General features: G+C 70.9%; 27 protein-coding genes. 16 read left to right on the forward strand and 11 right to left on the reverse strand.

All coding sequences use genetic code 11. From position 1 onward, the window contains the following. Positions 1–38 precede the first annotated feature (38 nt). A complete protein-coding gene (locus ACRYRX_RS05840) occupies positions 39–557 on the reverse strand; it encodes a hypothetical protein (RefSeq protein ID WP_432510891.1) in 519 nt (172 codons plus the stop codon). A gap of 77 nt (positions 558–634) precedes the next feature. Continuing rightward, on the reverse strand, positions 635–895 hold the full coding sequence (locus ACRYRX_RS05845; RefSeq protein WP_432510892.1) for a hypothetical protein: 261 nt from the start codon (positions 893–895) through the stop codon (positions 635–637). 185 nt (positions 896–1080) lie between these two features. On the opposite strand from ACRYRX_RS05845, the gene ACRYRX_RS05850 reads away from it, so the two are divergent. Then, positions 1081–1869, forward strand: a complete 789-nt coding sequence (locus tag ACRYRX_RS05850) for a DUF6924 domain-containing protein (protein ID WP_432510893.1) — start codon at positions 1081–1083, stop codon at positions 1867–1869. 94 nt (positions 1870–1963) lie between these two features. Here the strand turns inward: ACRYRX_RS05850 and ACRYRX_RS05855 are convergent, their stop codons facing one another. Further along, on the reverse strand, positions 1964–2146 hold the full coding sequence (locus ACRYRX_RS05855; RefSeq protein ID WP_432510894.1) for a hypothetical protein: 183 nt from the start codon (positions 2144–2146) through the stop codon (positions 1964–1966). Positions 2147–2428: 282 nt separating this feature from the next. Between ACRYRX_RS05855 and ACRYRX_RS05860 the strand changes: the two genes are divergently transcribed. From ACRYRX_RS05860 to ACRYRX_RS05880, 5 genes are all read left to right on the forward strand, one after another. Then, positions 2429–3091 carry a hypothetical protein gene (locus ACRYRX_RS05860; protein WP_432510895.1) on the forward strand — a complete coding sequence of 221 codons (663 nt, stop codon included), beginning with the start codon at positions 2429–2431 and terminating at the stop codon, positions 3089–3091. 112 nt (positions 3092–3203) lie between these two features. Continuing rightward, entirely contained in the window at positions 3204–3560 is a 357-nt protein-coding gene (locus ACRYRX_RS05865) for a hypothetical protein (RefSeq protein WP_432510896.1), read from the forward strand. A gap of 176 nt (positions 3561–3736) precedes the next feature. Further along, the gene (locus tag ACRYRX_RS05870) at positions 3737–4111 is read left to right on the forward strand and encodes a PadR family transcriptional regulator (protein WP_432510897.1); all 375 of its coding nucleotides are present in this window, start codon (positions 3737–3739) and stop codon (positions 4109–4111) included. 95 nt (positions 4112–4206) lie between these two features. Further along, positions 4207–4875, forward strand: a complete 669-nt coding sequence (locus ACRYRX_RS05875; protein WP_432510898.1) for a hypothetical protein — start codon at positions 4207–4209, stop codon at positions 4873–4875. Between the two features lie 96 nt (positions 4876–4971). After that, positions 4972–5505, forward strand: coding sequence for a hypothetical protein (locus ACRYRX_RS05880; protein WP_432510899.1), 534 nt, complete (start codon positions 4972–4974; stop codon positions 5503–5505). Positions 5506–5654: 149 nt separating this feature from the next. Here ACRYRX_RS05880 and ACRYRX_RS05885 read toward each other — a convergent pair whose 3' ends face one another. After that, positions 5655–6965, reverse strand: a complete 1311-nt coding sequence (locus ACRYRX_RS05885; RefSeq protein WP_432510900.1) for a Kelch repeat-containing protein — start codon at positions 6963–6965, stop codon at positions 5655–5657. Positions 6966–7308: 343 nt separating this feature from the next. Here ACRYRX_RS05885 and ACRYRX_RS05890 point away from each other — a divergent pair, with 343 nt between their 5' ends. Next, positions 7309–7902 (forward strand): hypothetical protein, encoded by a 594-nt coding sequence (locus ACRYRX_RS05890; protein WP_432510901.1) that lies wholly within the window; start codon positions 7309–7311, stop codon positions 7900–7902. 497 nt (positions 7903–8399) lie between these two features. After that, a complete protein-coding gene (locus ACRYRX_RS05895) occupies positions 8400–8840 on the forward strand; it encodes a hypothetical protein (protein WP_432510902.1) in 441 nt (146 codons plus the stop codon). Between the two features lie 120 nt (positions 8841–8960). On the opposite strand, the gene ACRYRX_RS05900 is transcribed toward ACRYRX_RS05895, so the two are convergent. The 4 genes from ACRYRX_RS05900 to ACRYRX_RS05915 all read right to left on the reverse strand — a co-directional run bounded on the left by ACRYRX_RS05900 (position 8961) and on the right by ACRYRX_RS05915 (position 13517). Next, entirely contained in the window at positions 8961–9443 is a 483-nt protein-coding gene (locus ACRYRX_RS05900) for a GNAT family N-acetyltransferase (protein WP_432511046.1), read from the reverse strand. A gap of 109 nt (positions 9444–9552) precedes the next feature. Continuing rightward, complete coding sequence (locus tag ACRYRX_RS05905; RefSeq protein ID WP_432510903.1) at positions 9553–10128, reverse strand: GNAT family N-acetyltransferase; 576 nt, start codon at positions 10126–10128, stop codon at positions 9553–9555. A gap of 1030 nt (positions 10129–11158) precedes the next feature. After that, on the reverse strand, positions 11159–12853 hold the full coding sequence (locus ACRYRX_RS05910; RefSeq protein WP_432510904.1) for a hypothetical protein: 1695 nt from the start codon (positions 12851–12853) through the stop codon (positions 11159–11161). 310 nt (positions 12854–13163) lie between these two features. Further along, the gene (locus tag ACRYRX_RS05915) at positions 13164–13517 is read right to left on the reverse strand and encodes a hypothetical protein (RefSeq protein WP_432510905.1); all 354 of its coding nucleotides are present in this window, start codon (positions 13515–13517) and stop codon (positions 13164–13166) included. Positions 13518–13781: 264 nt separating this feature from the next. Between ACRYRX_RS05915 and ACRYRX_RS05920 the strand changes: the two genes are divergently transcribed. Further along, positions 13782–14099, forward strand: coding sequence for a hypothetical protein (locus tag ACRYRX_RS05920; protein WP_432510906.1), 318 nt, complete (start codon positions 13782–13784; stop codon positions 14097–14099). Positions 14100–14195: 96 nt separating this feature from the next. Here the strand turns inward: ACRYRX_RS05920 and ACRYRX_RS05925 are convergent, their stop codons facing one another. Both ACRYRX_RS05925 and ACRYRX_RS05930 read right to left on the reverse strand, forming a co-directional pair. Further along, entirely contained in the window at positions 14196–14828 is a 633-nt protein-coding gene (locus ACRYRX_RS05925) for a GNAT family N-acetyltransferase (protein WP_432510907.1), read from the reverse strand. A 650-nt stretch (positions 14829–15478) separates the two neighbouring features. After that, positions 15479–16066, reverse strand: a complete 588-nt coding sequence (locus tag ACRYRX_RS05930; RefSeq protein WP_432510908.1) for a glyoxalase superfamily protein — start codon at positions 16064–16066, stop codon at positions 15479–15481. A gap of 334 nt (positions 16067–16400) precedes the next feature. On the opposite strand from ACRYRX_RS05930, the gene ACRYRX_RS05935 reads away from it, so the two are divergent. The 4 genes from ACRYRX_RS05935 (at position 16401) to ACRYRX_RS05950 (ending at position 20390) form a co-directional block, all read left to right on the forward strand. Beyond that, the gene (locus ACRYRX_RS05935) at positions 16401–17480 is read left to right on the forward strand and encodes a PDDEXK nuclease domain-containing protein (RefSeq protein WP_432510909.1); all 1080 of its coding nucleotides are present in this window, start codon (positions 16401–16403) and stop codon (positions 17478–17480) included. 870 nt (positions 17481–18350) lie between these two features. Then, complete coding sequence (locus tag ACRYRX_RS05940) at positions 18351–19376, forward strand: tyrosine-type recombinase/integrase (protein WP_432510910.1); 1026 nt, start codon at positions 18351–18353, stop codon at positions 19374–19376. A 12-nt stretch (positions 19377–19388) separates the two neighbouring features. After that, the gene (locus tag ACRYRX_RS05945) at positions 19389–19862 is read left to right on the forward strand and encodes a hypothetical protein (protein WP_432510911.1); all 474 of its coding nucleotides are present in this window, start codon (positions 19389–19391) and stop codon (positions 19860–19862) included. 18 nt (positions 19863–19880) lie between these two features. Then, positions 19881–20390, forward strand: coding sequence for a GNAT family N-acetyltransferase (locus ACRYRX_RS05950; protein WP_432510912.1), 510 nt, complete (start codon positions 19881–19883; stop codon positions 20388–20390). 45 nt (positions 20391–20435) lie between these two features. Here the strand turns inward: ACRYRX_RS05950 and ACRYRX_RS05955 are convergent, their stop codons facing one another. Next, the gene (locus ACRYRX_RS05955) at positions 20436–21773 is read right to left on the reverse strand and encodes a M20/M25/M40 family metallo-hydrolase (RefSeq protein WP_432510913.1); all 1338 of its coding nucleotides are present in this window, start codon (positions 21771–21773) and stop codon (positions 20436–20438) included. A 46-nt stretch (positions 21774–21819) separates the two neighbouring features. On the opposite strand from ACRYRX_RS05955, the gene ACRYRX_RS05960 reads away from it, so the two are divergent. The 3 genes from ACRYRX_RS05960 (at position 21820) to ACRYRX_RS05970 (ending at position 25295) form a co-directional block, all read left to right on the forward strand. After that, the gene (locus ACRYRX_RS05960; RefSeq protein WP_432510914.1) at positions 21820–22476 is read left to right on the forward strand and encodes a GntR family transcriptional regulator; all 657 of its coding nucleotides are present in this window, start codon (positions 21820–21822) and stop codon (positions 22474–22476) included. Positions 22477–22627: 151 nt separating this feature from the next. After that, positions 22628–23551, forward strand: coding sequence for a sugar phosphate isomerase/epimerase family protein (locus tag ACRYRX_RS05965; protein WP_432511047.1), 924 nt, complete (start codon positions 22628–22630; stop codon positions 23549–23551). Positions 23552–23573: 22 nt separating this feature from the next. Next, positions 23574–25295 (forward strand): dihydroxyacetone kinase family protein, encoded by a 1722-nt coding sequence (locus ACRYRX_RS05970; protein WP_432510915.1) that lies wholly within the window; start codon positions 23574–23576, stop codon positions 25293–25295. The last annotated feature ends 1 nt before the right edge of the window (position 25296 follow it).

Raw genomic sequence — 25296 nt, forward strand, 5'->3', positions numbered from 1 at the left:
GCGCAGGGCGGCTCAAGGAGCTCGCTAGCTGGAGGAGTTCAGGTCATCACCCAGATGGCCTGCTCCGGGGCAGCGCCGCACTGCGTCAACGCTTCTCCCGTCTTCTCGGAGTACCCAGCGAGGGCCTTCGAGGTGAAGCTTCCCCCGCCTGTCTGCATCTCCTCGCCCAATGTGAAGGTGTCACCATCGGCGAGGGTGAGGGTCGAAGTGGCGGCGTCCCAGGTCGTGGCGTCCGGCCAGATGACCAGAGTGCCCCCCAGGCCGATGCACGAGCCGACCCGGGCCAGCGGCGCGGTGAGGCCAGCGAGCAGGGAAGTGCTGTCGCTGTGGTCGACGACGATCACCTCGCCCTGCAGCGTGGCGTCTAACAGGTTGGGCCTCGGGGCGCTGTCCTGGCTCGATGCGGGGGTGCTCTCTGGGTCCGGCACTGGGGCGGCGCCGTCTTGGCTACAGGCACCCAGGGCCAACGCGAGGGCAAGCGCGATCGGGGCTGCGATCCGCTGCGGGCGCGAGACGTTCACACCGTTGCGACGCAGCAGGAAGTCTGCAGGATCCATGAAGCCGTGTGTGCCACTCGCGGCCAATCGGGATGGCCGCCCGATGATCTTGCGCAGATCGCGGGATGACCGTGAGGTCACGGACCCTCGACGAGAGTGGTGATCACCAGCATCGCCGGTAGCAGCAGCGTCCCGAGGACCCCTGCCACGATCAGGGGAACCGAACGGGCCGCACCTCCCAGGAACAAGGCCCCCACACCGAGGACGACCGCCGCGGCACCGACGACCAGAGGCCCCATCGATCCGGCCTGGTAGGCCCAGGGGAAGCAGAGCGCGCACACCACGGCCAGCGCCAAGGCGGTGATCGAGAGCCGCCCAGCAGACGATTCACTCAGCACCCGCTCAACCTGTCACACGCGCTCAGCTATGTCGTCGGCGACAGGACGCGCACTCACCGCGGGATGACCGTGATGTCGTCCACGCTCTTGATCGGACTGCCCCGGTGCGGGTGCCCACCGCTCCGACCGGGGCCGGCCTGGGGGTTGGCCCCCTCCGGACGGCGGTCATCGAGCAGACTCCAGGGGTGCGCCGCGTCCTCCTCCTGACCGCCCTGCTGGTGGCGGTCACCGCCTGCAGCTCCCCGACCGACCCGGCACGGACCTCCACCGCAGGTCAGAGCGAGCCCGAGACGGCGGCGGTGGGCTCGGACTCCTTCTGGGTCGACGACCCTGGACCGGCGTGCGAACCGCCGGCGGACGCCGCAGACGGCGACGTCTGGTTGTGCGTGGAAGAGACCGTGCCCGACCCGCAAGCCGAGCAGGAGCGACTGGCAGCTCTGGCGCAGGAGACACGAGGGTGGTCAGAGCAGGACGCGCAACGGGCCGACGACGAACGGCTGCGGCAGGTGATGGCCGAGTACGAGGCGGAACACCCTGAGTTCGCCGCCGAGGACGACGCGCTGGCGGCGTCCGGAGATCTGCCGGCGGATCGAGGATCGCTGCTGATCCGCACCGACTTCACCCACCAGCTGCAGTGGGAGGCGCTGCTGAACGCGGTGCAGACGCCGAGTCCGAACGGGTTCGTGCCCTCCCTGAGCACGATCGAGCACCAGCGGTGGGCCGGGGCGTCCGTCGCCGACCTGGCTGCCGCTGCCCCGCCGTACGTGCTGCTCGTGCTTGCTGACGCGACGACGCTGTCCTCACCGGAGATGCCGCTGCTGGTGTTGGAGGTCCGCGACGGTGCGGTCCGGGAGCTGCGCGTGGCTCCGCAGGCTTTGGCCTCGGTGGAGAACAACTTGTCCATCGCCAACATGGGCTGGGAGGACTTCGCGGGTTCGGCTGATCCCGACGGCGTCTTCCGCGGTTTCGACTGATCCGCGGACGGTGGTGCCAGCGTGAGTTGCGGCACCGACCCGATCACACAGAAGGCGGGATGACCGTGCGGTGCGTCGTCGCTCGGGCAGCAGCTCAATGCTCGTCGCGGCGGGCGCGGTTCCGCCCAAGGGCGAAGCCAAGTCCAATGCCGACCAGCGGCAACACGACGCCGATGTTCCGAACCGGCATCGACTCCGTGTAGATCCCGATGATCACCAGGACACCGCCGAGCGCCACGCCCGAGACGAAGCAGCTGCGCCAGATCTTCATGTTCATGCCTCGATCGTGACGGGTCCGAGTGCGCCTGGCAGAAGATCGAGGTAGGTACCTGCGACGCATCTCCGACTCGTTGGAACCGTCCACAACTCGGCACGAGCGGACGTCTCGGCCGGCTACAGCCGCGCGCTGAGCGCGGGATGACCGTGAAGTCGTCCGTCACCTGAAGATCAGGTTGCGCACCCTCGGCGAGGGAGTTGGGAGCGGTAGCGTCCCAGGATGCAGAGCACTGTCGCCGCCCCCACATCCTCAGCCACGGCGTCGTGGTGGGGGTGGGCCGGGGTGCGTGCCTTGCTGCTGCTGCTCACCCCGGTGGTCGTGCTGGCCGCGCTGGTGGGTGGGGAGCGCGAGGCCACGCTGGGCGACCTGCGGGACGGCGTGGAGGTCGGGGAGGTCTTCTGGGTTCAGGTCGCCGGTGACCTGTCGCCGGGGTCGACCGGGACGGTGTGGCAGGACGTGCGCTGGGGTTCGGGGTGGCGGACGTACGAGACGGCGGTGCAGTTGCAGGTCGGGGACACCAGCACGGCTGCGATGAGCGGTGAGGACGGCTCGCCCCTACCGGTCGTGCGGCAGGACGTCGGTGCGCTGGTGCGGGTCTGGGACCCTGCCGTGCGCGTGGAGCGGGTGGACCACGAGTCGGGTCTGGTCTTCTCCACCGAGGTGTTCGGGGTGGAGGTGCCCGGTGGGGCGGGGTTGCTGGCGCTGGTGCAGTGGTTGGGGGCGGTGGTGCTGCTCGTGCGTGGTCCGCAGCCGCGGTGGGTGCGCCGGTGGGGGTGGTTCTGGTTGTTCGCCCTGCCGTTCGGGGTGACGGCTTTCCTGGTGTCGTCCGGTCCGCTGCCGGGGCGGGGGTACGTGGCGCCGGGGCCTGGTCGGTTGCGGGGTGGGCGGGCGTTCGTGGTCGCGTTGTTGCTGGTGGGGGCGTTGGGGGGATCGGGGGCGTTGTGACGGTGGCCGCGGTGCCGTGGCGACCATGGGGGCCACCCAGATCGCGGGATGACCGTGATGTCGCCCGTGGTGGTCCGACGGTTCCACTCGACGGAAGGCCTAGCGTCGAGTGGTGGACACCCAGCAGGCGAGGCCCCGGCCACTGACGGCCGATGAGACCGGCGTGCTCGCCGCCTTGCTCGCCCAGCACTTTCCCGGGGTAGCGGAGCTGCGACAGCAAGCCCCGCACGCCCTCGCCGTCCCTGGGTGCGGATGCGGCTGCGGCACGATCAGCCTCATCGTCACCGATCCCCGAGCCCCCCAGGCCCGAACGCTCGACTCTCAGCCGGCCGCCGTCGACTTCAGCGCCCCGGGCGAGGGAGGCGTGATCACCCTCATCGTCATCGACGGGCTGTTGGACGAACTGCGGATGAGCTACTGGGGCGAGGATCCGACCCCCATGCCCTCTCCGGAGCACCTCACGACCTGACCTCTGCAGAGCAGTGATCAGGCATGCCTGAGCTGCTCGGACTTTCGCCGCACCGCGGGATGACCGGTAGCCAGATCATCTGGGCAGGACTTCGCCGCTTCGCATGGGCGCACCAGGAGGCGGTTGTCCCTACAAGGACCTATGCAACACATAGGTCTTTCGCTAGTGTGCGGCGCATGACAGTGGAGGGTGGCGCCGCAGACCGGCGGACCCAACTCATCCGCGGTGTCCTGGACATGTGCTTGCTGGCGATGTTGCGGCAGCAGCCAGGCCACGCCTACGAACTGAGCCACCGCCTGCAGCAGGCCGGTCTGGGGGAGACCAGCTACGGCACGATCTACCCCCTCATCACCCGCCTGCGCCGGCTGGGCCTGCTGGACGAACGCAGCCAACCCAGCGACGCGGGTCCTCCCCGGAAGATCTTCAGCGTCTCCCCTCGCGGCCAGGACGCCTTGGCCGCTTGGAGCACCCAGTGGCTGCAGTCCACCCGAGTCGTGGCCACCCTGCTGGTCGCCACCGACGTCGTCGATCCCCAGGAGGTTGTGCTGTGAACGCCGCGCCGCGACGAGAGCGGGACCAGTCCGATGTCCCACCGGTCCTGGCTTCCCTGCTGCACGAGCTGGACTGGCGCTGGCGTGGGAACGATGTGCCCCGAGGTGAGCGTCAGGAGCTCCTGCAGGACGTGCGGGCGGACCTGCTCGTCGCGCACGCCGCCACGGGCAGCACGAACCCCCGCGTCCTGCTGGGCACCGACACCGCCACCTTCGCCGCCGACGTGGTGCGGGAACGAGGTCTGCAACGTCCGCGCGGCCGCTACACCACTGTGCTGGTCTTCGCCGTCGTCGCCGTCCTGGTCGCCGTCGTCGCGATCTGGCCTCTGCTGCACGAGGTCTTCGACGCGGTGAACCCCTCGCCGAGCGGACCGATGCCGATCACCGCGGGCACGACCATCGAGGCCGACGGGAGCATCAAGTACCCGGCGGAGCCGCTGACCGCGGGGCAGGAGGCCGTCATGATCGGCGGCTGGGCCCTCGGCGGTCTTATGGTGGCAGCACTCATGGTCGTCGGTGTGCACGTCGCGCTGCGCAGACGGGCCCGCGCCGCCGCGACGGTGTGGCGTGCGGCCGTCCTCATTCCGGTATCGGTCGCAGTGACGCTGCCCGCGGCGATGTTCTACGCCAAGCAGACCGACTACAGCACCGCTCCCGCGGTGGTCATCTTCGAGTGCGCCCTGGTCCTGGGGGGCGCGATCATGGCTGTGGTCGTCGCCCGCTGGTGGGCGTTCCGCACGCAACCCTCGACGGTCGCTGCCTGAGCTGGAGATGGCTCAGATCGCGGGATGACCGCGAGGTCATCGACGTCATGCTCAGAGCACCATGAGCGAGCTCCCCAGTGGCAGTAGCTTCAGGAGGTGCCTTCCGGCTTCCCCATGACCCACGACCCGCACCGCGACCACCTCTGGAGCCGCGTGGTCGATCTGGTGGACCAGCACCGGGAGCCGGGAAGGTCACCGCACCAAGCTGACCGCGATGAGGAGTCCATCACCTGGATCATCAGTGGCCCCGACGGCTCCGAAGCGCACGTGACGGTGCGGGAGCGCCCCTTCCGTGACCTGTCGTTTCGTCGCACCCACGGCGAGCCGGGGGTCTGGGCGGAGCTGGAGATCCTGCGCGTGGGGCTCAGCACTCTGCTCGGCTTCCGCGCCGTTCCCGCTGCTCCTGCAGTGGCCCTCGACGAAGAGAGCGAGCGGAACGCCGTGCACGCGGAGGTCTCGCTGCGCGATGACCTGGGCAGTTGGTACACCACCATCAGCGGCTGGGGAGCGCCTCCGGACGTGGACTGGGGTTGGCGCTTCACCGCGCCGCCGTCTGAGGCCTCCCGCTTGTGGGTGACCTTGACGGATCGGGGCGAGGTGTTCGCTGAGTACGTAGCCGAACTTCGTTAGCAGTGGCTGCTTGCCCGAACCAGTGCCGCCACAACATCACGCGCAAGGCGGGATGACCGTGCGCCCACGCACCGCGGGATGACCGCGACGTCGCGCGCAGCACGCCGTGATCAGTAGCTCGTCGTGGAGCCTGCAGTGGACCGCTGCGATCAACGCGAAGGGTGGTAGATCCAGGCGTTTCGGTTGGGGGTGACGGCTTCCTCGCCGATGGTGGGGACGGCGCGGCTTCCCAAGACGAGGAGCCCCTGGCTGGTCCATACCGCAGGACCGGGTTCCTCAGCGGTGCGGCCCTTCTCCGGCGCCGGGATGGTTGTCCAGGTCTGGATGATGTCGTCGTAGATGGAGCCGCCGGTGGCCACTCGCGCCCCAGCAGTCGCCTCCACCGGCCATCCGCGGGAGCTGGATCCGGGGTCGGGGGGTTGGGGGATGGAGGTCCAGGTGCCGGCGGGCAGGGTCAGCGCCCCGCTGTAGGGGACGAGCCGGCCGTAGGAGGAGTCGCTGCCCGTGTCACCGCCGGGGGTGGCGTCGAGGGCGCGTTCGCCGGTCCACGTCCAGTGCCCGCCGAAGATTTGGTCGCTGTCGGGAAGGCGTCGCCAGGCGGAAGAGGCCGCATCCAGCAAGGCGGCGTGGACCAGAGGCGGTGGATCTGCCGGGCCAGAGCGGGCGACGTCACTGGCCACGAGCAGCAACCCGTAGGGGGTGGCTAGTGCGTTGCGGAAGACCATCGGGTCCAGAGGGTCGTCGGGCAGGGGGAGCCACTGCCCGCCCTCGCCCTGGGCGAGGTCGTAGATGGAGTCGGGAAGCTCCGGCGGCAGCGTCTCGCCAGGGGCGGTTGCGTATCCGGGAGCCAGCGCCACCAGCTTGCCGTCGAAGGCGACCAAGGAGTAGCCCGGGCTGGAGTTCGCGGGGTGGCCGGGGGGCAGCGGCAGTTCGGTCCAGTCATCTGCTTCGGCGTCGTAGACGACAAGTGCGTCCTCTCCCAGGATGTAGACCTGCTGATCGATCACCGCGTGCGCGGTGTCCAGGACCCCCTGCGGAGCGGTTGCGGTGCGCCGCCACCGCTTGGCAGTGGGGTTGTAGGCCATTCCGTCGCGGTGAGCTTCGGAGAGGTCCTGCCAGTTAAAGCAGGGCGTGTGCGAGTCCGAAGGGCACGCTGGCGCGGTGGAGCCGCCGAGGAAGAGTGCTTCGTTGCCTGTCCAGGCCGTGACTGCGTGCCAGCGGGGGGTGGAGGGCGGTTGAGGTACCGCCGACCAGCGCCACTGGTTTGTCACCGGACCCGCAGCGGCGTCGGCAGGCACGGCGCTGGGCTCGCCGGAGCTGGCGTCGTGGTCGCTGGCGCAGGAGGTGAGCGATAGGAGCGCTGTGAGCCCGCCGGCGCGCAGCACCGTCCGTCGTCGGGGCGCAAGGTCGCTTGCGCGCTTCGCGACGCCCTCGGTGGTGATCTTCGAGTCGAGGCTCACCCTCACCAGACTGCCTGACGATGCCTGCTGATGACGGCAAGAAGCCTTGCTCATGTTCGGCTGGGCCTCGGATGGGCAGCGGTACTGGTGAGGCCGAGGAACTGCCCGCAGATCGACAAATCCGTGACGTCGCCGGCTGGGAGCGACAACGCGCGCAACGCGGGACCGTGCGCCGCGCGCACCGCGGGATGACCGTGCGTGTTGCCCGTCCTCAACGGTGCCCGGCACGACGGTCAGCCAGACTGATCCGATGGGTGAGGGCGCATCGGGGGATGAGGACGTGCCGGCTGTCGAGGCAGCCCGCCGGGCTCGAGCCCGCTACGGGGTGGACTACCCCCTCGACGTGCAGCGCTGGTTCCAACACAGCGACTGCGGTGGGCGCGACTACCTGATCGGCAACCCGCACACCTTCCGCGGCCGGATCGCAGCCTACTGCCCGCACGAGGACGTCGGCTTCACCGTCTCCAAGCAGGACATCGACGTCCTGTCGCCGTCGGCGCAGGCGTGGCTGGAGGGCTACCTGGCCGGCGCGGAGCCGGAACCGCAGGAGGTGTTCGGGCCGGACATCCACGACGTCGGTGTCGAGGATGAGCGGTGGGTGCGGTGGCAGCAGCTGGTGCGTGACTTCCGGGCCAGCGGGACGTGGCTGTTGCAGGACTGGTGGGATCCGGCGCCGCTGCCGGCCGGGGTGGATCTGCCCGCGCTGCTCGCGGTGCCTGCGGTGCCGTGGGTCGTGCGGGGAGCTGAGGTGTGGACCTGGCAGCAGGAGGGGCAGGAGCGGGGGTGGGTGCGTGCGCAGCCGCAGCCGGCGTTGAGTCGGGGCTTCCTGGTGGGTAGTGCGTGTGAGCGGCGCGATGACCACGACGAGGAGGTGGTGGCGTTCAGTGAGCGGCAGTGGATGTGCCGCGACTGTGGTCACCTGATCGAGTCCCGTTGAGGTCTGCCGGACGAGGTCGTCAGTGTCGATACGACCGCGTGGACGGCGGGATGACTGCGTGCAGCTAGCGGCCTCGTGACCTCGCTCCGCGACGCCCGCGGCGGACTAACCAACCGGTCACGAGGACTCCGAGCAGGCACGTCGCTGCCTGCCACCAGTCGTTGACGACGAGGGCACGGATGCCTACGGCCAGCAAGAGCGCGCCGGCGATGAGCATGGTGATGGTGAAGGCGCGATCGACGAACCGTTCGCCTTCTTCGTCCTCGTCCGGCACTGTGCTACCCCCTCGGTGATCGCTATTCGGCGATTGCTGAATCCTCGCAGTGCTCTAGGACCGCTCGCTCGTCGCCATGTCAGGACGTCCGAGGCTGACCGACCATGATCCCGCGCTGAGCGCGGGATGACCGTGCGCTGTGGAGGCCGCGTATCAGCCGTTTGGAGCAGTCCAGAGGCCTCTCCGGGTGCGACCCGGGCTTGCCCTGGCAAGGTCAGGAGGCATGGCTGCTCCGGTGTCGGTCTTGGGAAGAGACTTGGTCGTCGAGCGGGTCTGGTCCCGTCGCCCGCGCATCGTGCACCAAGGCCAGGAGCTGCCCCGAGACCGCTGGGGGTCTCCTGTTCTCATCGACGAGAACGGCCGCAGCCATCAGGTGCAGGCCAGCTTCAGCTGGCGGCAGCTGAGTCCAGTCGTGGAGGTGGACGGGCATCAGAGCGCGACCTGGGCGCCGCTGCCGGTCGCTGCTCGCGTCGTCCTGCTCGCCTTCATCGCTGTGGGCCTTCTCGGTGGCCTGATCGGTGTGCTGCTGAGCGTGGGGGCAGCGTTGGTGAGTGCTGCCTTGTTGCGGCGGCCTGGGCGCCGTGCCGCCCACGTCGTCGCTGCGGTTCTGGTGCCGCTGATCGCGGTCGTGGTGTTCGTTCTGGTTGCTGTGTGGGTGCAGTAGCAGCCGCTTGGAGTGCTTGCTCGACGCCCAGTTGACTGCTCGGTCTTCGTCATGACCGCGACGTCGTCGACGTCCACGACAGCGGGGTGACCGCCAACAAGCCGGTGTGGCCGCGCGTGGTCAGAGGTCGCGGGCGAAGCGGGCCAGGAAGGGCTCGAACCCCTGGCGGCGGAAGAAGGCGTGAGCGGCCTCGTTGAACAGCCAGCTGTCCAGGCGCAGACCGCTCAGGTGATGAGTCGTGGCGTACTCCTCGGCTGCAGCGAACAGCGCGGAACCCACGCCCCGGCGCCGCAGGGTCGGGTCGACCGCGAGGTGGTGAATGTAGAGGGTGTGCTGCTCGGTGGTGAAGGGATTGGCCTCGCGGTGGACTTCCACGGCGTACAGGTAGCCCACCGTCCTGCTGTCCATCTCGGCGATCCAGAAAAGGTCGTCCCCGCTGGCCAGGCGCTCAGCGAAGAAGTCGTGCGGGGCTACCTCGTCGATCGGGGCGAACTGGCCGGGGGCGACCTGGAGGTGCAGACGTTGCACGTGGGCGTTGAGCGTCGTGACGGCTGCCGCGTCTTCGGTGGTTCCGCGTCGCAGGCGCACTCCGTGGTCGTCCATCGTCACCGGCGGCAGTCTGCTCGTCTCATGCGGGTATGCGCCAACAACATCGTGTGGGACGTGTCGTGTCCGCGTGGTCCTTGCCCCTGCCTGCGCGAGCACCCCGGTGTCAGGTGGCGTTGCGGATCGTGGCGTAGAGCAGCATGTCCTGGCGGCGGCCCCCGATGCTCTGGTGGCTGCGCAACAGTCCTTCCCGTTGGTACCCGGCGTGCTCCGCGGTGCGGATCGAGGCTTCGTTCCAGGTCTCGATGTGCAGCTCTACGCGGTGTGCGGCGGGGATGGTCCATGCGAACGAGGTCACCGCTTGGAGCGCCGCGCCGGCGAGTCCCCGTCCCCGCGCGGACGCGACGAGGCTGTACCCGGCGCTGAGGCGGCCCTCATCAAGGTCCCTCAGCCACAGCCCGATCTGCCCGAGGGCGTCGTCGGTGTGCGGGTCGGCGATCGCGAAGGAGTACCCCACCCCTTCGGCCAGGCGTGCACGCTGGCGCCGCACCCACTGCAGGGCCTGCTCCTCATCCGCGTGGGCGGGCAGGCTCCCGGTGAGAGGCACGTAGGGGTCTTGAGCCAGTTCCATCGCCATCACGACGTCTTCCGCGCGGAAGGAGCGTAGGGCGACGGTGGGGGCGGCGAGGCGCGCGGGTTGAGGTGGAAGACCGTCCAGGGTATGTCGGGCCGCGAGGGTCATCTGGTGAGGGTAGGAGCGTAATCAGGGCGCGGTCACTCCACTTTGTGATCTTCCGACTTTCGCCATGTCCGGACGTCGCTGGTTGCCCGGGACTGCGCTCGGACGGGCGCCATGCGCGCGACGTCGCCCGCAGGGCGACCAGGGCACGAAGTTCGCATCGGTGCGTGCGATCGGGTGAAGGAGTGATGGTTCACCGTCTTGAAGGTTGGACGGTCCTTAAGATGCGTGGGGATCACGGTGTACCGGATGGCTGCTCACCTCCGGATCGGCGAGGGCCTGTCGACGGCTGCCGAACCTGCCGGAGAACTCGAGCGTCTCGATCGGTGTACGCCGATCAACCAGAGTCAGCACCCGGTGTTGGAGGAGTCCCACGTGTCCGCTGGCCGTTGCCGTGCCGTGGCTGGCCTCGCTCCGCTTGCACTGGTCCTGGTGGCCTGTGGGACGACGGGGGAGGACCGCGGGGTGGAACCCTCCAACGCGCCCGCCACCACCGATACGGCCAGCGCGTCTTCTCCTGCTGAGCCGGCTGCGCTCGCCCAGGTTCCGGCGCCGGAATCGGTCGGGGCCTCAGCGACAGCGGGCGGTGCAGGGGACGACGCTGCAGTGGGTGGGGCGATCGTCATAGACAGCGTGCAGCTGCCGGCGTGGACTGAGGCGACCAGGTCGGGGTTCGTGGGGGCGGTGCGCAGTGCGGTGCCCGGTGTCGGGGTCAGTGATGAGCAGATCGTGGCGTTGGGGGCCGCGACCTGTTGGAACATCGCCTCCGGTCTTGGTGATGAGGCGATCGGGCAGGGCGTGAGTGCTCGTGCGGCCGGTTGGGGTGCGGGCACTGTGACGACGGCACAGAGCGCAGCGGTGCTTGCGGCGGTGCGAACCGCTGGGTGTTAGGGCTGGTGCTCGGCGGGGCGACTGGTGCAGCGAGCCGAGACCGTATGCAGCGTGGCCCGCGCCATGAGCACGAGCCCGCCCGGAGGGCGGGATGACCGTGACGTCACGTGCGGCGCGCTATGACCGTGACGTCCCTCTGTGGTCATGGCTGGGGAAGGTCTCCTGCCGACAACCGACGGTGCACGTCCTCCAGGACGGTCCTCGGCTTCTCGTGCCCCAGGGACAAGGCGTCGACGGCTCCCACCACCGCCTCGGCGGGGTCGGGCAGGGCGGACTGCTGCAGCGCGTCCAGGGCGACCACCTCAGGGGCGTAGGGCTGGTGGACCTCCTCCTCGGCCCAGCTGATGTAGGAGCCGCTGTACTCGACCTGCTCCTCGTCCTCTTCGTCCCCCTCGTCCGCGGGGAACACCTTCGCCAGCACCTGGTCGGGGTCGCTCCACAGCGGCGGCAGCGGTCCACCACCGGCGGCAGCGTGCAAGGACTCCTCGATCCAGTCCTGACCGGCCAGCCCGGCGAGCGTGCACGCCTGACGGGCCGCCCACACCGCCACCGCGCGCTGCTCGCCGGCGGGTAGGGCCGCCAGGGCTTCGGCCAGTTCGCGGTGCCGCCGGCCCACGGACGACGCGCGGCCGCCGACGGCCAGCAACCGTGCGGAAGGCAGCTGCTCACCGTCCTGCACGCCCCACTGCACGCACAGGTCGAAGTACTCCTCGGGGTCCATCCCCTCGGGCACCTCCTCGAGCGGATCCGGTTCGGTGAAAGGCGGCCGGTGATCCACGACGTGCCCGAGGCCGGACTGCTCGGTCAGTTCCCGCCGCGCACCGCCCAACTCCTGCCGGGCCTGCGCGAGGAAGACGTCCGCGTGCTCGTCCCCGATCGCCTCGTGAACCTGCTTCAGGGTCGAGACGACCGCGTCCAGCGGGTCAGTGCCAGCGGCGGTGACGAGGCTGGACACCGCGTACGCGGCCGGGCTGTGGGGCCAGCCGTTGACCGCGGACGCCTCACCGTCCGGTGCGGGGAGGGAGTCGTCCAAGCGCGCGTACAGGGCGTCGGAGTCGTGGAACAGCGCCGGCAACAACCGGTCCTCGCCCAGGGTGCGTAACGCGGCGGCGATCCAGTCCGCGCGGTCCACACCGGTCCGGGCGCAGGCCCACTGCGCGGCCCAGTACGCCACGGCCCGCTGCACGCCGGGTTCGGCCGCCACCAGGTCCTCAGCCAGGTCGCGGTCCAGCTCGACCAGCCAGGGCGCGTCGAGCACGTCCAGCAACGCCTCACTCGGCAACGGGGTCTCACCCCACATCGCGGATATCTGTGCGGCGCGGGCGAAGGCGGGGTCCTGCATCCGGTGGCGGTAGCGGGCGGTCTGGCTGCCGACACGCACGATCGCGTCGGGAGCGGGAGGAGCAGGCCACAAGACCAGTTCGTAGTGGTCCACCAGCGGTTCGTCCGCCATGACGACGTCGGCGTCGCGGCCGGCGTCGATGCCCCGGGCGCTCCAACGCGCGCGGTAGCTGGGCTGGTCCAGGTACAGGTCGCACACGGCGTCGGACAGGCACCCGGCCAGGACCGCCTCGGGCCACTGAGGGGTGAACGGCGCCTCGACGACGTCCTCCCACTCCTGCCCGACGGGCGGTGCCTGCTCGCACAGCAGGACCCGGAGGCCGACGTCACCGGTGTGGACACCGACCAGCAGGGTCAGGTGGCCCGGCAGCTGCCCGCCGGCCAGGCCGTTGACCTGACCGGCGAAAGCGGCTTCGTAGTCGTCGGGAACGTCCCCGGCGGACAGGTACGCCTGGAAGTAGGAGACGGCCATGCGCCCCTCGTAGACCAACTGCACGGAGAACCCCTCACGACGACGCTCGGTGACGACAGCCCGTACCGCCTGCGGAGTCGACGCCAGATCGGGCGGTGCAGATGTTCCACGATGTCGTGGGGTGACGCGCCAGCGGATCGCCGAGCACCCCCCGAAGGGAGCAGCGAGCCGGTGCCGGGAGTTCCGAACGGGGGTCGCAGCGTGATCGGCGCAGGCACTCGTTGCGCGCTCTTCGCCGAGATCGTGACGCCGCGGGACGCCGGCGACAGCGCGCACACCGCGGGATGACCGAGCGGTTGAAGCCTCGGCTGCGAGTAGCGACGGAACGCTGATGCTAGAAGGGGATGCGTGGACTGCGCAGCTCGCCGATGAGCAGGGCGAGCACCTTGCCGTCCTCGCTCTCCCAGCGCTGCAGCTCGCCCTCGTTGTCCACGAAGCGGACCAGACCGGCTTTGACGATCTTGCGCCGCTCGGCGTCGGTAGCCACGCGCTTGGACCCCACGCGTGGGCTGGGGCTGCAGTCGAGGAGGTTGAAGACCATGACGTCGGCGGCGTTGAGCAGGTCGCTCTCGCGCTTCCACAGTCGGTCGCTGGTCAGGTGGTAGGTGCGGGTGCCGTCCCAGAAGCGGTCGTCGTCGGTGTACTCCGGTTCCCCCGGCTGCAGGGGGTACCCGCTCCAGTCCTTCACCGCAGCAGCATGTCCTGTGACTCCTCAGCCCTGCCAGCGACTTCCCGACCAAGCGGGTGATCTGAGGTCGCTCGGTACCGGGCCGGCGGTATGAGCGCCCATGCACGCGACCAGCCGTGTGAGCGGTAGATCGTCGTCGCGTGTCAGCATCGGCTCATGCCGTGGAGCCCGCCATCGTTCGGGGCCCCGGTGCACGATCCGCGCGTGGAGCGGTTGCGGGGCCGAGCCGCTCGCATCCGCCACCGCGACGGTCGTGTGGGGACCGTGTACTTCACGGTCAGCATCGAACGAGCCAGGCCGGGGGGACTCCTGTGGTGGCGGCGGTGGTGCGCGCCGTTCCACCTGGTCGACGGCTACGTGTGGGGCGATGCGGAGGTCACGTCGACGTTCGATCCCTCCGGTCGGTACGGGCCGGAGTACCGGGTGAGCTACCAGGCCCGGGGTGGGGATCTCGAACAGCTGCTGGACGAGGCTGACCGGAGCGTCTTCACCTGGTTGGACGAGGAGTGGCAGCTGGAGTGGCTGGGTGATGATGAGATGGCGCGCTTTCGTGAGGAGCGCAGGGAGGAGCTCGACGGGTGAGCTGAGCCCGACGAGCCGCTCGCTCACCCACATGTCGAGCATGACCGAGCGTTGAACATCCGACGGGGAGTCATCCTGAAGCAGTGGCGGTCGCCCCTACACCGCCAGCCGCAGGCTCACCTGATGCCCCAAGGACCGGTACCCCAAGGCGTAGGCGACGCGTCGGGAGGCGAGGGGGCGGGCGCGCCACTGCGGCAGGAGCCCGGCGCGCAGGGCGTGGTCGGTGGCGGCGCTAGCCACGATGCGGGCCAGGCCGGTGCCTCGCGCTGCGGGGTGGGTGAGGACGCACAGGTGAGCGATGCCGCTCGGCCACAACTCGTAGCCGGCCACCGCCAGCGCTGTGCCCTCACGCAGGAGGACGAAGGCCGGTGAGGCCAGGGAGTCGAGCGCGGCTTCGGCAGCGTCGACAGCGGAGCAGGCTGCGAGGAGTTCTGGGACGAGCGGATCGGTGGCGTCGACGGTGCGGACCGCGTCCCCCGCGGCGGGCGGGGTGGTGGGCGGGGCGGTGGGCGCGGTGGGGGAGCCGGTGGGGAGGTAGGCCACGTCGGTCGGGCCCAGGGCCTCGCGCACGGGGAGTCCTGCTGCCAGCCTCGACGACGACTCGGGGGTGAGGCCGCTGGAGCCGGGGGGAGTGGCGGGGCCGGGGAAGGCAGTGGGTGACGTGGCCCACAGGTCGTCCAGCCCACGCTGCAGCACCTGCGCGCAGGTGTCGTCGGGGGCGGTGGCCACCGTGGCGCCGGCGATGGTGACCAGGCCGCACCATCCCGGCGGGGACAAGCGGGAGGTCGGCGCTACGAGCACACGGACCGGTGAGGCGGTGGCCGTGGTGGCGAACCGGGCGGAGGGTCCGGCTAGGTGTTCCCAGGCTCGGCGGACGTCCTGCACGAGGGATGGCTGGGGCGTCGATTCGTCGTCCACGGCGTCATCGTCCCTGGTCGCCGCGTGAAGGGGTGCGCTGTCGGCACTAGCAGCTCGTCAGGTGCTTCATCGCGCCGGCCGGTGGGGCAGCGGTTGGACAAGTAGCTGAGACGTTTGGACAGATGCCTGAGACGTTGGGCAGATCGTCTGAGATTTGGACAGATTGTTTGAGACAGGACAGCGATTGTCCGTTCTCACTCGATCTGCCCTGGCCCCAAGTCGGCGACCTGCGGTGGGACAGGTCGGGTGAGACGCCGCGGGGGCTGTTCGTCTCATCCGACCTGTCCTTGTCGAAGATCGCTAGGACCTCGGTAGGCCCACGAGCGGTGATCCGGTGGGGCAGCGGCGTCTGCACGGCCGCGCTCTGAGTGCGGGATGACCGTGAAGTCGTAGATCGGCCGTGACCGCGCCCAGCCGCGACGAGGTCGGACATTGCTTCCTGCTTTGCCGCCGCCTGGCTCTCAGCTGCCGTCTTGCTGGCAGAAGCGCAGGACGTTGCCGTAAGGGTCGATGATCTCCAGGGTGGGCCCGCCGGGGAACTCGACGTCCACGCCTGGTCGCGCGGGTGCGGTGGGGTGGGAGTGCAGCTCGGTGTGCAGGGCGTGGACGTCGGCCACCGCGATCCACACGACACCGTGAGGACTGCCGTCACCGTGGTGCTCGGACAGGTGCAGGACCGTCTGCCCGCGCGAGACCTGCACGTACAGCGGGAAGCCCGGGGCGTGGCGGTGCTCCCAGTCCAGGGTGAAGCCGAGGTGGTCCCGGTAGAAACCCAGCGCCACCTCGGCGGACATCACCCGCAGCACCGGGACGCCAGGGGCGAACGCCGGCGGCTGCGCGGGCGGTCGTACGGGCGCCGCCGCGGTGTGCGCGCCTGCCGTGGCGGCGAAGGTGTTCCAGTCCTTCGCGCCGTGCTGGTGGGCGATGAGTTCCAGCGCCAGGGAGTGGGGGACGTCGATGCCGGCGGCGGTCAGGTCGCTGCGCAGCAGCTTGGCCAGGTCCTTGGCGCGGGCGAGAGGAGTCGAGGACGGAATCGACGGTGGGGTCATGGTGCGCCTTCCGGTGCGGCAGGTGCTGTGCCGGGTGCTCGCGTTGCCGGCTGCTGCCGCGTCCGGGAAGCCGCGGGAGGCTGGACCCAGCGGTGCATTCACCAGACCCCGAGCGGGCGCGAGCGGCAGGCTGCACCGAGCCATCAGCAGGGTAGCCACCGCAGCTGCGCCTGCCCAGATCGACGACCGCACGACATCCGCAGATCGCCCTGACCGTGACGTCGTCGAACAGGGCAGGACCGGTCGGGCTGGTCTCCGCGTCGCGGCGATCGCGCCACCTCACGCCACCGTCGACAGGACCCGACCGCCGGGCACGTCCGAGCCGGCCGACAGGATGGGACTCGTCAGCGCACAGGATGCAGGGGAGCTGGAGCCGAGCGGCTACGCGGCGCTGCTGGCCGACCTCAAGGCCCGGGTGCAGGCCTCCCAGGTTCGGGCGGTCCGCGCGGCCAACACCGAGCTGCTGAGCTTGTACTGGTCGATCGGGCGGGACATCCTGACCCGCCAGCAGCAGGACGGCTGGGGCGCCAAGGTCGTCGACCGCCTGGCCGCGGACCTGCGCGAAGCCTTCCCCGACCAGCGCGGCTTCTCCCGCCGCAACCTGCAGTACATGCGCGCCTTCGCCGCGGCCTGGCCCGAGCCGGCCTTCCAGCGCGACTTCGTGCACCAGGCTGGTGCACAACTGCCCTGGCGGCACGCCACCGTCCTGCTGGACCGCCTCGACACCGCCGAGCTGCGGGCCTGGTACGCCGCCGCGGCGGTGGAGCACGGCTGGTCCCGCAACGTCCTGGAGCACCAGATCATGACCGGCCTGCACGCCCGGGCCGGGGCCGCACCGTCGAACTTCGCCACCCAGCTGGCCGCCCCGGAGTCGGAGCTGGCGCAGCAGCTGACCCGGGACCCGTACGTCTTCGACCACCTCAGCCTCACCGGCCGGGTCGGGGAGCTGGAGCAGGCGCTGATGGACCGGCTGCAGCAGACGCTGACCGCGTTCGGGCACGGGATGGCGTTCGTGGGGCGTCAGCACCGGCTGGAGGTGGGGGAGGAGACCCTCATCGTTGACTTGTTGCTGTTCTCGTACACCCAGCTGCGGTTCGTGGTGGTGGAGCTGAAGATGGGCCGCTTCGATCCCGCCTACCTGGGGCAGCTGGGTACCTACGTGGCGGTGGTCGAGGATCAGATGCGCGATGCGTCCAAGCACGCGCCCACGGTGGGGATCTTGCTGTGCACCGGCGGGGATGAGCACCTGGTCCGCTACGCGCTGGGCAGTTCCACCTCCCCGATGGCGGTGGCCAGCTACGAGACCCTCACCGCTGAGCAGCGCGCCGGGCTGCCCGACCCGGCTCAGCTGAACGCCGTGGTCAAGGACGCGCTGACCTCGCACCAGGCGACTTCCCCTCAGAGGGAGTCGTGACCAGTCAGCCGGGCAGGAGGCTGGACCCAGCGGGGCATGCACCAGATCCCGGAGAGCGCGAGCGGCAGGGCTGCACCGAGCTACCAGCCGGGTGCGCCGCCGCGGCTGCGCCTGCCCGGATCGAGGACCGCACGACCTCTGTAGTTCAACCTGAGCGGTACCTCGGGAGCCTCAGCCGATGCGCTGGACGTCGGCTGCCGGCACACCTTGAGGATGCACTGCCGCATCCGGTGGTGAGCGCCGTCGGTCGCGGCCGCCGGGCAGCGGTTGGACAGATGCCTGAGACGTTGGACAGATCGTTTGAGATTTGGACAGATCGTCTGAGACAGGACATCGGGGAGGGGTCGAACAGTCACCACACTCACAGATTGTCATAATGAAGATTATCGGCATACGGTCCGGGAGCTGATCGGAGCCGACACCCGCCGCTGGTGACGGCCGACCACGACGTCCGAGTCTCGTCGGCACACGTGCCGTGCAGTCACCGAACCTGAGTCTTGAGCCCGGCCTCGCCGCGCGGATCGCACCCGGCGGTCGCCTCGACGGTCGACCGACGTCCTGGTCGCTGATGCTCGCCAGGTCGCCGACGGTCACCGGATCGCCGGCCGGTTCGAGGTCGGCCGGCGATCCGGTCGCCGTGCACGACGCACCGCATCACCGCCGGCCCCGAGACCCGTCGAACCCGGCGGATCACCGGATCACCGACGACAGCCGGAACTCCAGTCGCTCGACGGGACGCGACGGGTCGACTCACCACGTACTCCGCATAACGAGGAATATGCGGCACTCCCCCATCAGGTCGAACGGAACTCGTTGCAGCGCAACGACTTCCGCTTGACACAGCTCTCCCCCACCCGTACCGTCGTCAGCATGGCTCCCCTGAACCCCGGGGTTCTCGAGTCCCTCACCACCTCCTCGGCGCTGTCGACGGCCGTCGACGCCTACGAAGTGGCGCGACTCCCCCGCAAGGACTCCCCCCACACCCTCGCCGCCCGCACCCGCGACGTCGCCGCGATCCTCCCCCGGCTGTCCCGCATCATCGGCACCGACGACCTGCGCGTGGGTGACCTGACGACGGCCGCCCTGCGGGCCGCGTTCGCCGACTTCTCCCTCGACCACGCCCGCAGTTCCATCGCCCGCTGCTGGTCCACCTGGAACGGGCTGTGCGGGTTCCTGGTCGCCGAGGACGTCCTGACGGGGAACCCGATGGCCGGCGTGCACCGCCCGCGTCCCGAGACGCAGAGCCCCAAGCCGTTGCGGGGCAACGACACCCCGGAGATCCTGCTGAGCGCGGTGGCGGCCGGGCGGCAGGCGCGCGACCCGTGGCCCGAGCGGGACCTCGCGGTCGTCGCCACATTGCTGGTCACCGGCATCCGCAGTTCCGAACTGGTCGGCCTGCGCGTGGGCGACCTGGCCGGAACCCGCGGCGACCAGCGGATCCGGGTGCGGGGCAAGGGGAACGTCGACCGTTCCCTGCCCGTCGAACCCGCCCTGGGCGACCTCGTCGAGCAGTACCTCGCGAGCAGGTCCCGCCGGTTCCCCGCCGCGCGCGGCGCCCGCCTGGACGCCCCGCTGTTCGTCGACACCACCGACCGGCAGCTGTCGCGGCACCAGCTGCAGTACCTCGTGGAGCAGTGCTACCGCGCGGCCGGCATCGGCGACCGGGTGCAGCGCGGAGCGCTGGTCCACGCGCTGCGGCACACGTTCGCGACCCGCGTCGTGGCCGGGGGGGCCAGCGCCGTCGAGGTCATGCGGCTGCTAGGGCACCGCAGCCTCGCCACCTCCCAGCAGTACGTGGACGCCGGCGCCGACGAGCTGCGCAGCGCCGCGGCGGCCAGCAGCTCCTACACGGCCCTGCGAACACTGCTCGACCGGTCCGGACCCGCCCGGGCGTGAGAGGATCCGGCCATGGCCACCTCCCGGCGCACGCACTGCGCCAACAAGATGCCCTGGCCCGCCGGCAACCACCGCAGCCTCGAGCGCTTCCTGGACGACGCCGAGCGCGCCGGCACCCTCGACATCATCGCCGAGCACCCCGCCGCCGCGACCGCCCTGGCCCTCGCCCCGCACAGCCTGGACGCCGCGACCGTCGGCACCGTCCTGCGCTTCGCGGAGTCGACCGAGCAGGGACGGGCCTTCCCGGCCGCCTTCGCCCGGTGGTGCGAGCTCACCGAGGGCCGGTTCGAGGACACGGCCGCCGCGGCCGCCGCCTTCAGCGACGTCGCCGAGCAGCTGACCGTCGAGGACTGGGACGCCCAGGAGGGCACCCCCGTCGCCGAGAGCATGATCACCTTCGTGGAGGCCGCCGCCACGGCCCAAACCGACGGCACCAGCACCCGCGCCGCCCTGGACGCCGTGACCGGAGCCCCCGCCGGGGACTGACCCGGTACCGTGCGCGGGGTGGAGCTGCCCGAGGTCACCCTGCGGCTGTGGCACCCCGAGGAGGCGCCGCGCCTGTTCGACCTGCTGAGCCGGCCGGAGGTGACCCGGTGGTTCGGCGAGTCGGCGCGGGAGCCGCTGACCCACGTCGACCAGGCCCGCGCCCGCATCGAGCAGTGGGCCCTGGGTCACGACGCCCCGCTCGGGACGCGGGCCGTCGTGACCCCCGACCGCGCCGAACCGGTGGGCAGCGTCCTGCTCTTCCACGCCCCCCACGCCCTGCACGGCGAGGTCGAGGTCGGCTGGTACCTGCACCCCGACGCCGTCGGCCACGGGTACGCGGCGGCCGCCGCGGCCGCCGCCGTGCGGGAGGCGCTGGCCGCCGGTCACCGCGAGGTCTGGGCGCTGACCCACCCGGACAACCTGCGCAGCCGCGCCACCGCCGCCCGCATCGGCCTGCGCGACCTCGGCGTCGTGCAGGGCCTGTGGCACGACGGGGAGTCGCAGCTGTTCGTCACCGACACCCCCTGACCGGGCGGGAACCGGTACCGACCCGCACCGACCCGCCCGGACCGGTCAGCAGGACGCCAGGAACCGCCGCAGCACCCGCACCCCGAACTCCAGCGCGTCCACCGGCACCCGCTCGTCGATCCCGTGGAACATCCCGGCGAAGTCCATGCCCGCCGGCAACCGCAGCGGCGCGAACCCGTACCCGCGGATCCCCAGGTGCGAGAACGACTTGTTGTCCGTCCCCCCCGACAGGCAGTACGGCAGCACCTTCGCCCCCGGGTCCTCGGCCTCCAGCGCCGACCGCATCCGGTCCACCAGCGGGGCCGCGAACTCCGTCTCCAGCGCCACCGACTCGTTCACGACCTCCACGTCCACCCGGTCCCCGGCCAGTTCCCGGATCGTCGCCATCAGCTCCTCCTGACGGCCCGGCAGGAACCGGGTGTCGATGAGGGCGCTCGCGGACCCGGGGATCACGTTGTGCTTGTACCCGGCCTCCAGCACCGTCGGGTTGGCCGTGTTCTGCAGCGTCGCCCCCACCCAGCGGGCCGTCGTGCCGAGGGTCGCCAGCAGCGCCGAGGGGTCGTCCTCGTCGAAGACGACGCCGGTGATCTCCGAGACCCCTTCGAGGAACTGCCGCACCGTCGCGGTGTACTCCAGCGGCCAGGTGTGCCCGCCGATGCGGGTCACCGCCGCGCACAAGCGGGTCACGGCGTTGTCGGTGCCGACCTGCGAACCGTGCCCGGCGCGCCCGTGCGCGACCAGCCGCAGCCAGGCCAGTCCCTTCTCGGCGGTCTGCAGCAGGTAGGTCCGCTGACCGTCGAGGTCGACGGAGAAACCCCCGACCTCGCTGACGGCCTCGGTGACGCCCTCGAACAGGTCGGCGCGGTGGTCCACCAGCCACTGCGCGCCCTGGACCCCGGCGGCCTCCTCGTCGGCCAGGAACGCGAACACCAGGTCCCGCGGCGGGCGGGTCCCGGTGCGGGCCAGGTCCCGCAGGATCGCCAGCAGCATGGCGTCCATGTCCTTCATGTCGACCGCGCCGCGGCCCCACAGGCAGCCGTCGGCGATCTCCCCGGCGAAGGGGTCGACCTTCCAGTCGGCGGCCTGGGCGGGCACGACGTCGAGGTGGCCGTGCAGCAGCAGCGCGCCGCGCGCGGCCGTGCCCGCCTCGTCGCCGGGGACCCGGACGACCACGTTGCCGCGCCGGGGGAAAGCCTCGACGTACTCCGGCTGCAGCCCGACCTCGTGCAGCAGCCCCATGACGTGCTCGGCGGCCACGCGCTCCCCCGGGCCCGACCCGTCGCCGTAGTTCGAGGTGTCGATGCGCAGCAGGTCGCGGCACAGGTCCACGACCTCGCTCTCGGCCACGGTCGTCCCCTGGGCGGTGCTCGTCTCGGCGTTCACCCGCGTCACCGTAGCCCCGGCCGCTCTCCGGTAGCGTCCCGGTCCCATGGACGACTGGTCGGTGACGACTCCCCGGGGGGTCACGGACACCGTGCACGACGCGATCCTGGAACTCCTCATGAACCGCGGCCTCGAACCCGGCGCGGCGCTGCGCACCCAGGTGCTGGCCGACCGGCTCGGCGTCTCGGCCACCCCGGTCCGGGAGGCGCTGGCCCGCCTGGAGGGGTCCGGGCTGGTGCTGCGCAGCGCCCGCCGCGGGTACCGGGCCGCGCCGCTGCTGTCCTCCCAGGAGCTCGCCCAGCTCGTCGACGTGCGGCTCCTGGTCGAGCCCGGCAACGCCGAGCGGGCCTGCGTCCGCACCGACGACGCGTTCGTGGCCCGGTTGTGGGCGGCCGTGGAGGAGCAGCGCACCGCCCCCACCGGCCCCGGGTACGCCGCCTTCAAGGACTACCTCGCCGCGGACTGGTCCTTCCACGAGCTGCTCGCGGCCGGCACCGGCAACCCGTTCATCGTGCGGACCCTGGACTCCTTCCGCGGCTTCGTGCAGCGCCTGCACCAGGTCGAGGAGCGGGTGACCGACGCCGACCAGAGCGTGGCCGAGCACGAGGCGATCGTGCGGGCCTTCGAGCGGCGCGACCCCGCGGCCGCGGGCGAGGCGATGCGCGGGCACCTGCGGGGGGTCCTGGACCGCGCGATCGGGTGAGGCACTCGCCAACCGGCGTGATTTTCTATAGAATCGGTGGCACGACGACCTCTGGAGAGAGAACGTGAGCGACGACGCGAACGCTGGGACCGGCGTGTTCGACGGTTTCCCCGATGTCCTGACCCGCCAGAACTGGCCGATCACGGTGCCGATGATGCCGCACCCGCACGTCCTGAAGGACGGCACCACGGTGCAGGACCAGCCGGCCGAGGGCTGGCTGGAGACCCTCGAGGTCATGACCGACGCCGGCTACACCTGCATCGACCCGACCGACACGTGGATCCGCATCGCGGACCTGCCCGCCGACCGGCTCCAGGAGTTCGCGCAGACCGTCCGCCGCGCCGGGCTGCAGATCCCCGCGTTCTCCACCTCGCGCCGCTCGGTGATGGACCACGAGAAGGCCGACGAGAACCTCGCCTACTCCCACCGCGCCATCGACGCCTGCGCGGCCATCGGGATCCCGCTGGTGAACTTCGGGTTCATGCGCGGCTTCACCCCCGCCCAGGCCAAGGCCCTGTGGTTCTGGCTCGAACCGGGCTACTCCGACGACTTCTCCGCTGACGTCCGCCAGGTCGCCGTCGGCAAGGTCCGGGAACTGGCCAAGCACGCCCAGGAGGTCGGCGTCCAGATCTCCCTGGAGATGTACGAGGACACCTACCTCGGCACCGCCGACGGCATGGTGCAGTTCGTGCAGGACGTCGGCTACGACAACGTCGGCCTCAACCCCGACTTCGGCAACATCGTGCGCCTGCACCGCGAGATCGAGCCGTGGGAGGAGATCGCCGCCAAGACGTTCCCCCACACCAACTACTGGCACCTGAAGAACTACTACCGCGACGAGGAGCCGACCACCGGCTCCGTCCGCACCCACCCGGCCCCCATGGAGTTCGGGACCATCAACTACCGCAAGGCCATCGGCATGGCCCTCGACGCGGGTTTCCGCGGCGCCTTCTGCGTGGAACACTACGGCGGCGACAGCATCTCCGTCGGCGCCACCAACCGCGAGTACATCCGGCGGGTGCTGCCCAAGGAGACCGCCTACCAGCCGTTCCGGACCCTGTCCGGCAACCACTGAGCGATCGAAGGAGACCGTTCGCATGACGAAGATCTTCGGTGACCCGTCCCAGTTCGTCGACGAGTCCGTGGCCGGGTTCGTGGACGTGTACTCGCGGTTCGTCCAGCCCGTCCCGCACGGGGTGATCCGCTCCACCGCCACCCCCGAGGGCAAGGTCGCGGTGATCGCCGGCGGCGGGTCGGGGCACTACCCCGCCTTCGCCGGGTACGTCGGGCCCGGCCTGGCCGACGCCGCCGTCTGCGGCAACGTGTTCGCCTCCCCCTCCACCCGCTGGGTGTACGACGTCGCCAAGGCCGCCAACCGCGGCGGCGGGGTCGTGCTGGGCTTCGGCAACTACGCCGGGGACATCCTCAACTTCGGGCTGGCCGCCGAGCGGCTGCGCGCCGAGGGCATCCCGGCCGAGCTGCTCGTCGTCACCGACGACGTCGCCTCCGAGGGCCAGGGCGCCAACGGTCAGCGCCGCGGCATCGCCGGCGACGTCGTCGCCTTCAAGATCGCCGGTGCGGCCGCCGAGGCCGGGTACGGCTTCGACGACGTCGTCCGGGTCTCCCGCCACGCCAACGACGTGACCCGCTCCATGGGCATCGCCTTCGCCGGCTGCACCCTGCCCGGGGAGACCGAACCGCTGTTCACCGTCACCGAGGGCCACATGGGCGTGGGGCTGGGCATCCACGGCGAGCCCGGCATCTCCGAGGAACCCATCGGCACCCCCGCCGAGATCGCCGACCTGCTGGTCGACAAGGTCCTGGCCGGCAAACCCGAAGGCATCAGTGGCGTCGAGGGGGACGGCGGGAAGATCGCCGTCCTGGTCAACGGGCTCGGCTCCACCAAGTACGAGGAGCTGTTCCTGCTGTACGGCCCGATCGCGGCCCGGCTGCGCGCAGCCGGCTACGAGATCGTCGCCCCGCAGGTCGGCGAGCTCGTCACCTCCCTCGACATGGCCGGCGCGTCGCTGACCGTGACGTGGCTGGACGAGGAGCTGGAGACGCTGTGGACCGCCCCGGCGCAGTGCCCCGCGCTGTCGGTGGGCCCCACGATCGAGACGACCCCCGCCCCGGCGTACGTGCCGCCGGCCGACGAGGTCGCCGACTACTCCGGCACCCCCGAGGCCGCGCAGGCCGCCGGGCAGCAGGTCGCCGGGCTCATCGAAGCCGTCCGCGACGTCCTCAAGGACGCCGAGGCCGAGCTGGGCCGCATCGACGCCATCGCCGGTGACGGCGACCACGGCACCGGCATGGTCAACGGCTCGGTCGCCGCCGCCCAGGCCGCCCGCGCGGCCGCCGACGCCGGCGCCGGCGCCGCCTCCACCCTGGCCGCGGCCGGCGGCGCCTGGGCCGACCGCGCCGGCGGCACCTCCGGGGTCATCTGGGGCGTCCTGCTGCACGCCTTCGCCGACCAGCTCGGCGACGAGGGCAAGCCCACCGCCGAGCAGGTAGCCGCCGGGGCCACCGCCTCCGTCGAAGCCGTCCAGCGCCTGGCCGGGGCCCGCGTGGGCAACAAGACCATGCTCGACGCCCAGGTCCCCTTCGCCGAGACGCTCGCCGAGCGCGTCGGCGCCGGCGACGACCTCAAGACGGCCTTCACCGCCGCCGCGCAGGCCTCCACCGCCGCCGCGGAGGCCACCAAGGACCTGCGCCCGCAGATCGGGCGGGCCCGCCCGCTGGCCGAGCGGTCCCTGGGCCACCCCGACGCCGGCGCGGTGTCGCTGGCCCTGGTGACCCGCACGGTCGCCGACAAGCTCTGAC

This window comes from Kineococcus lubricus (assembly GCF_050871965.1).
Taxonomy (GTDB): Bacteria; Actinomycetota; Actinomycetes; order Actinomycetales; family Kineococcaceae; genus Kineococcus.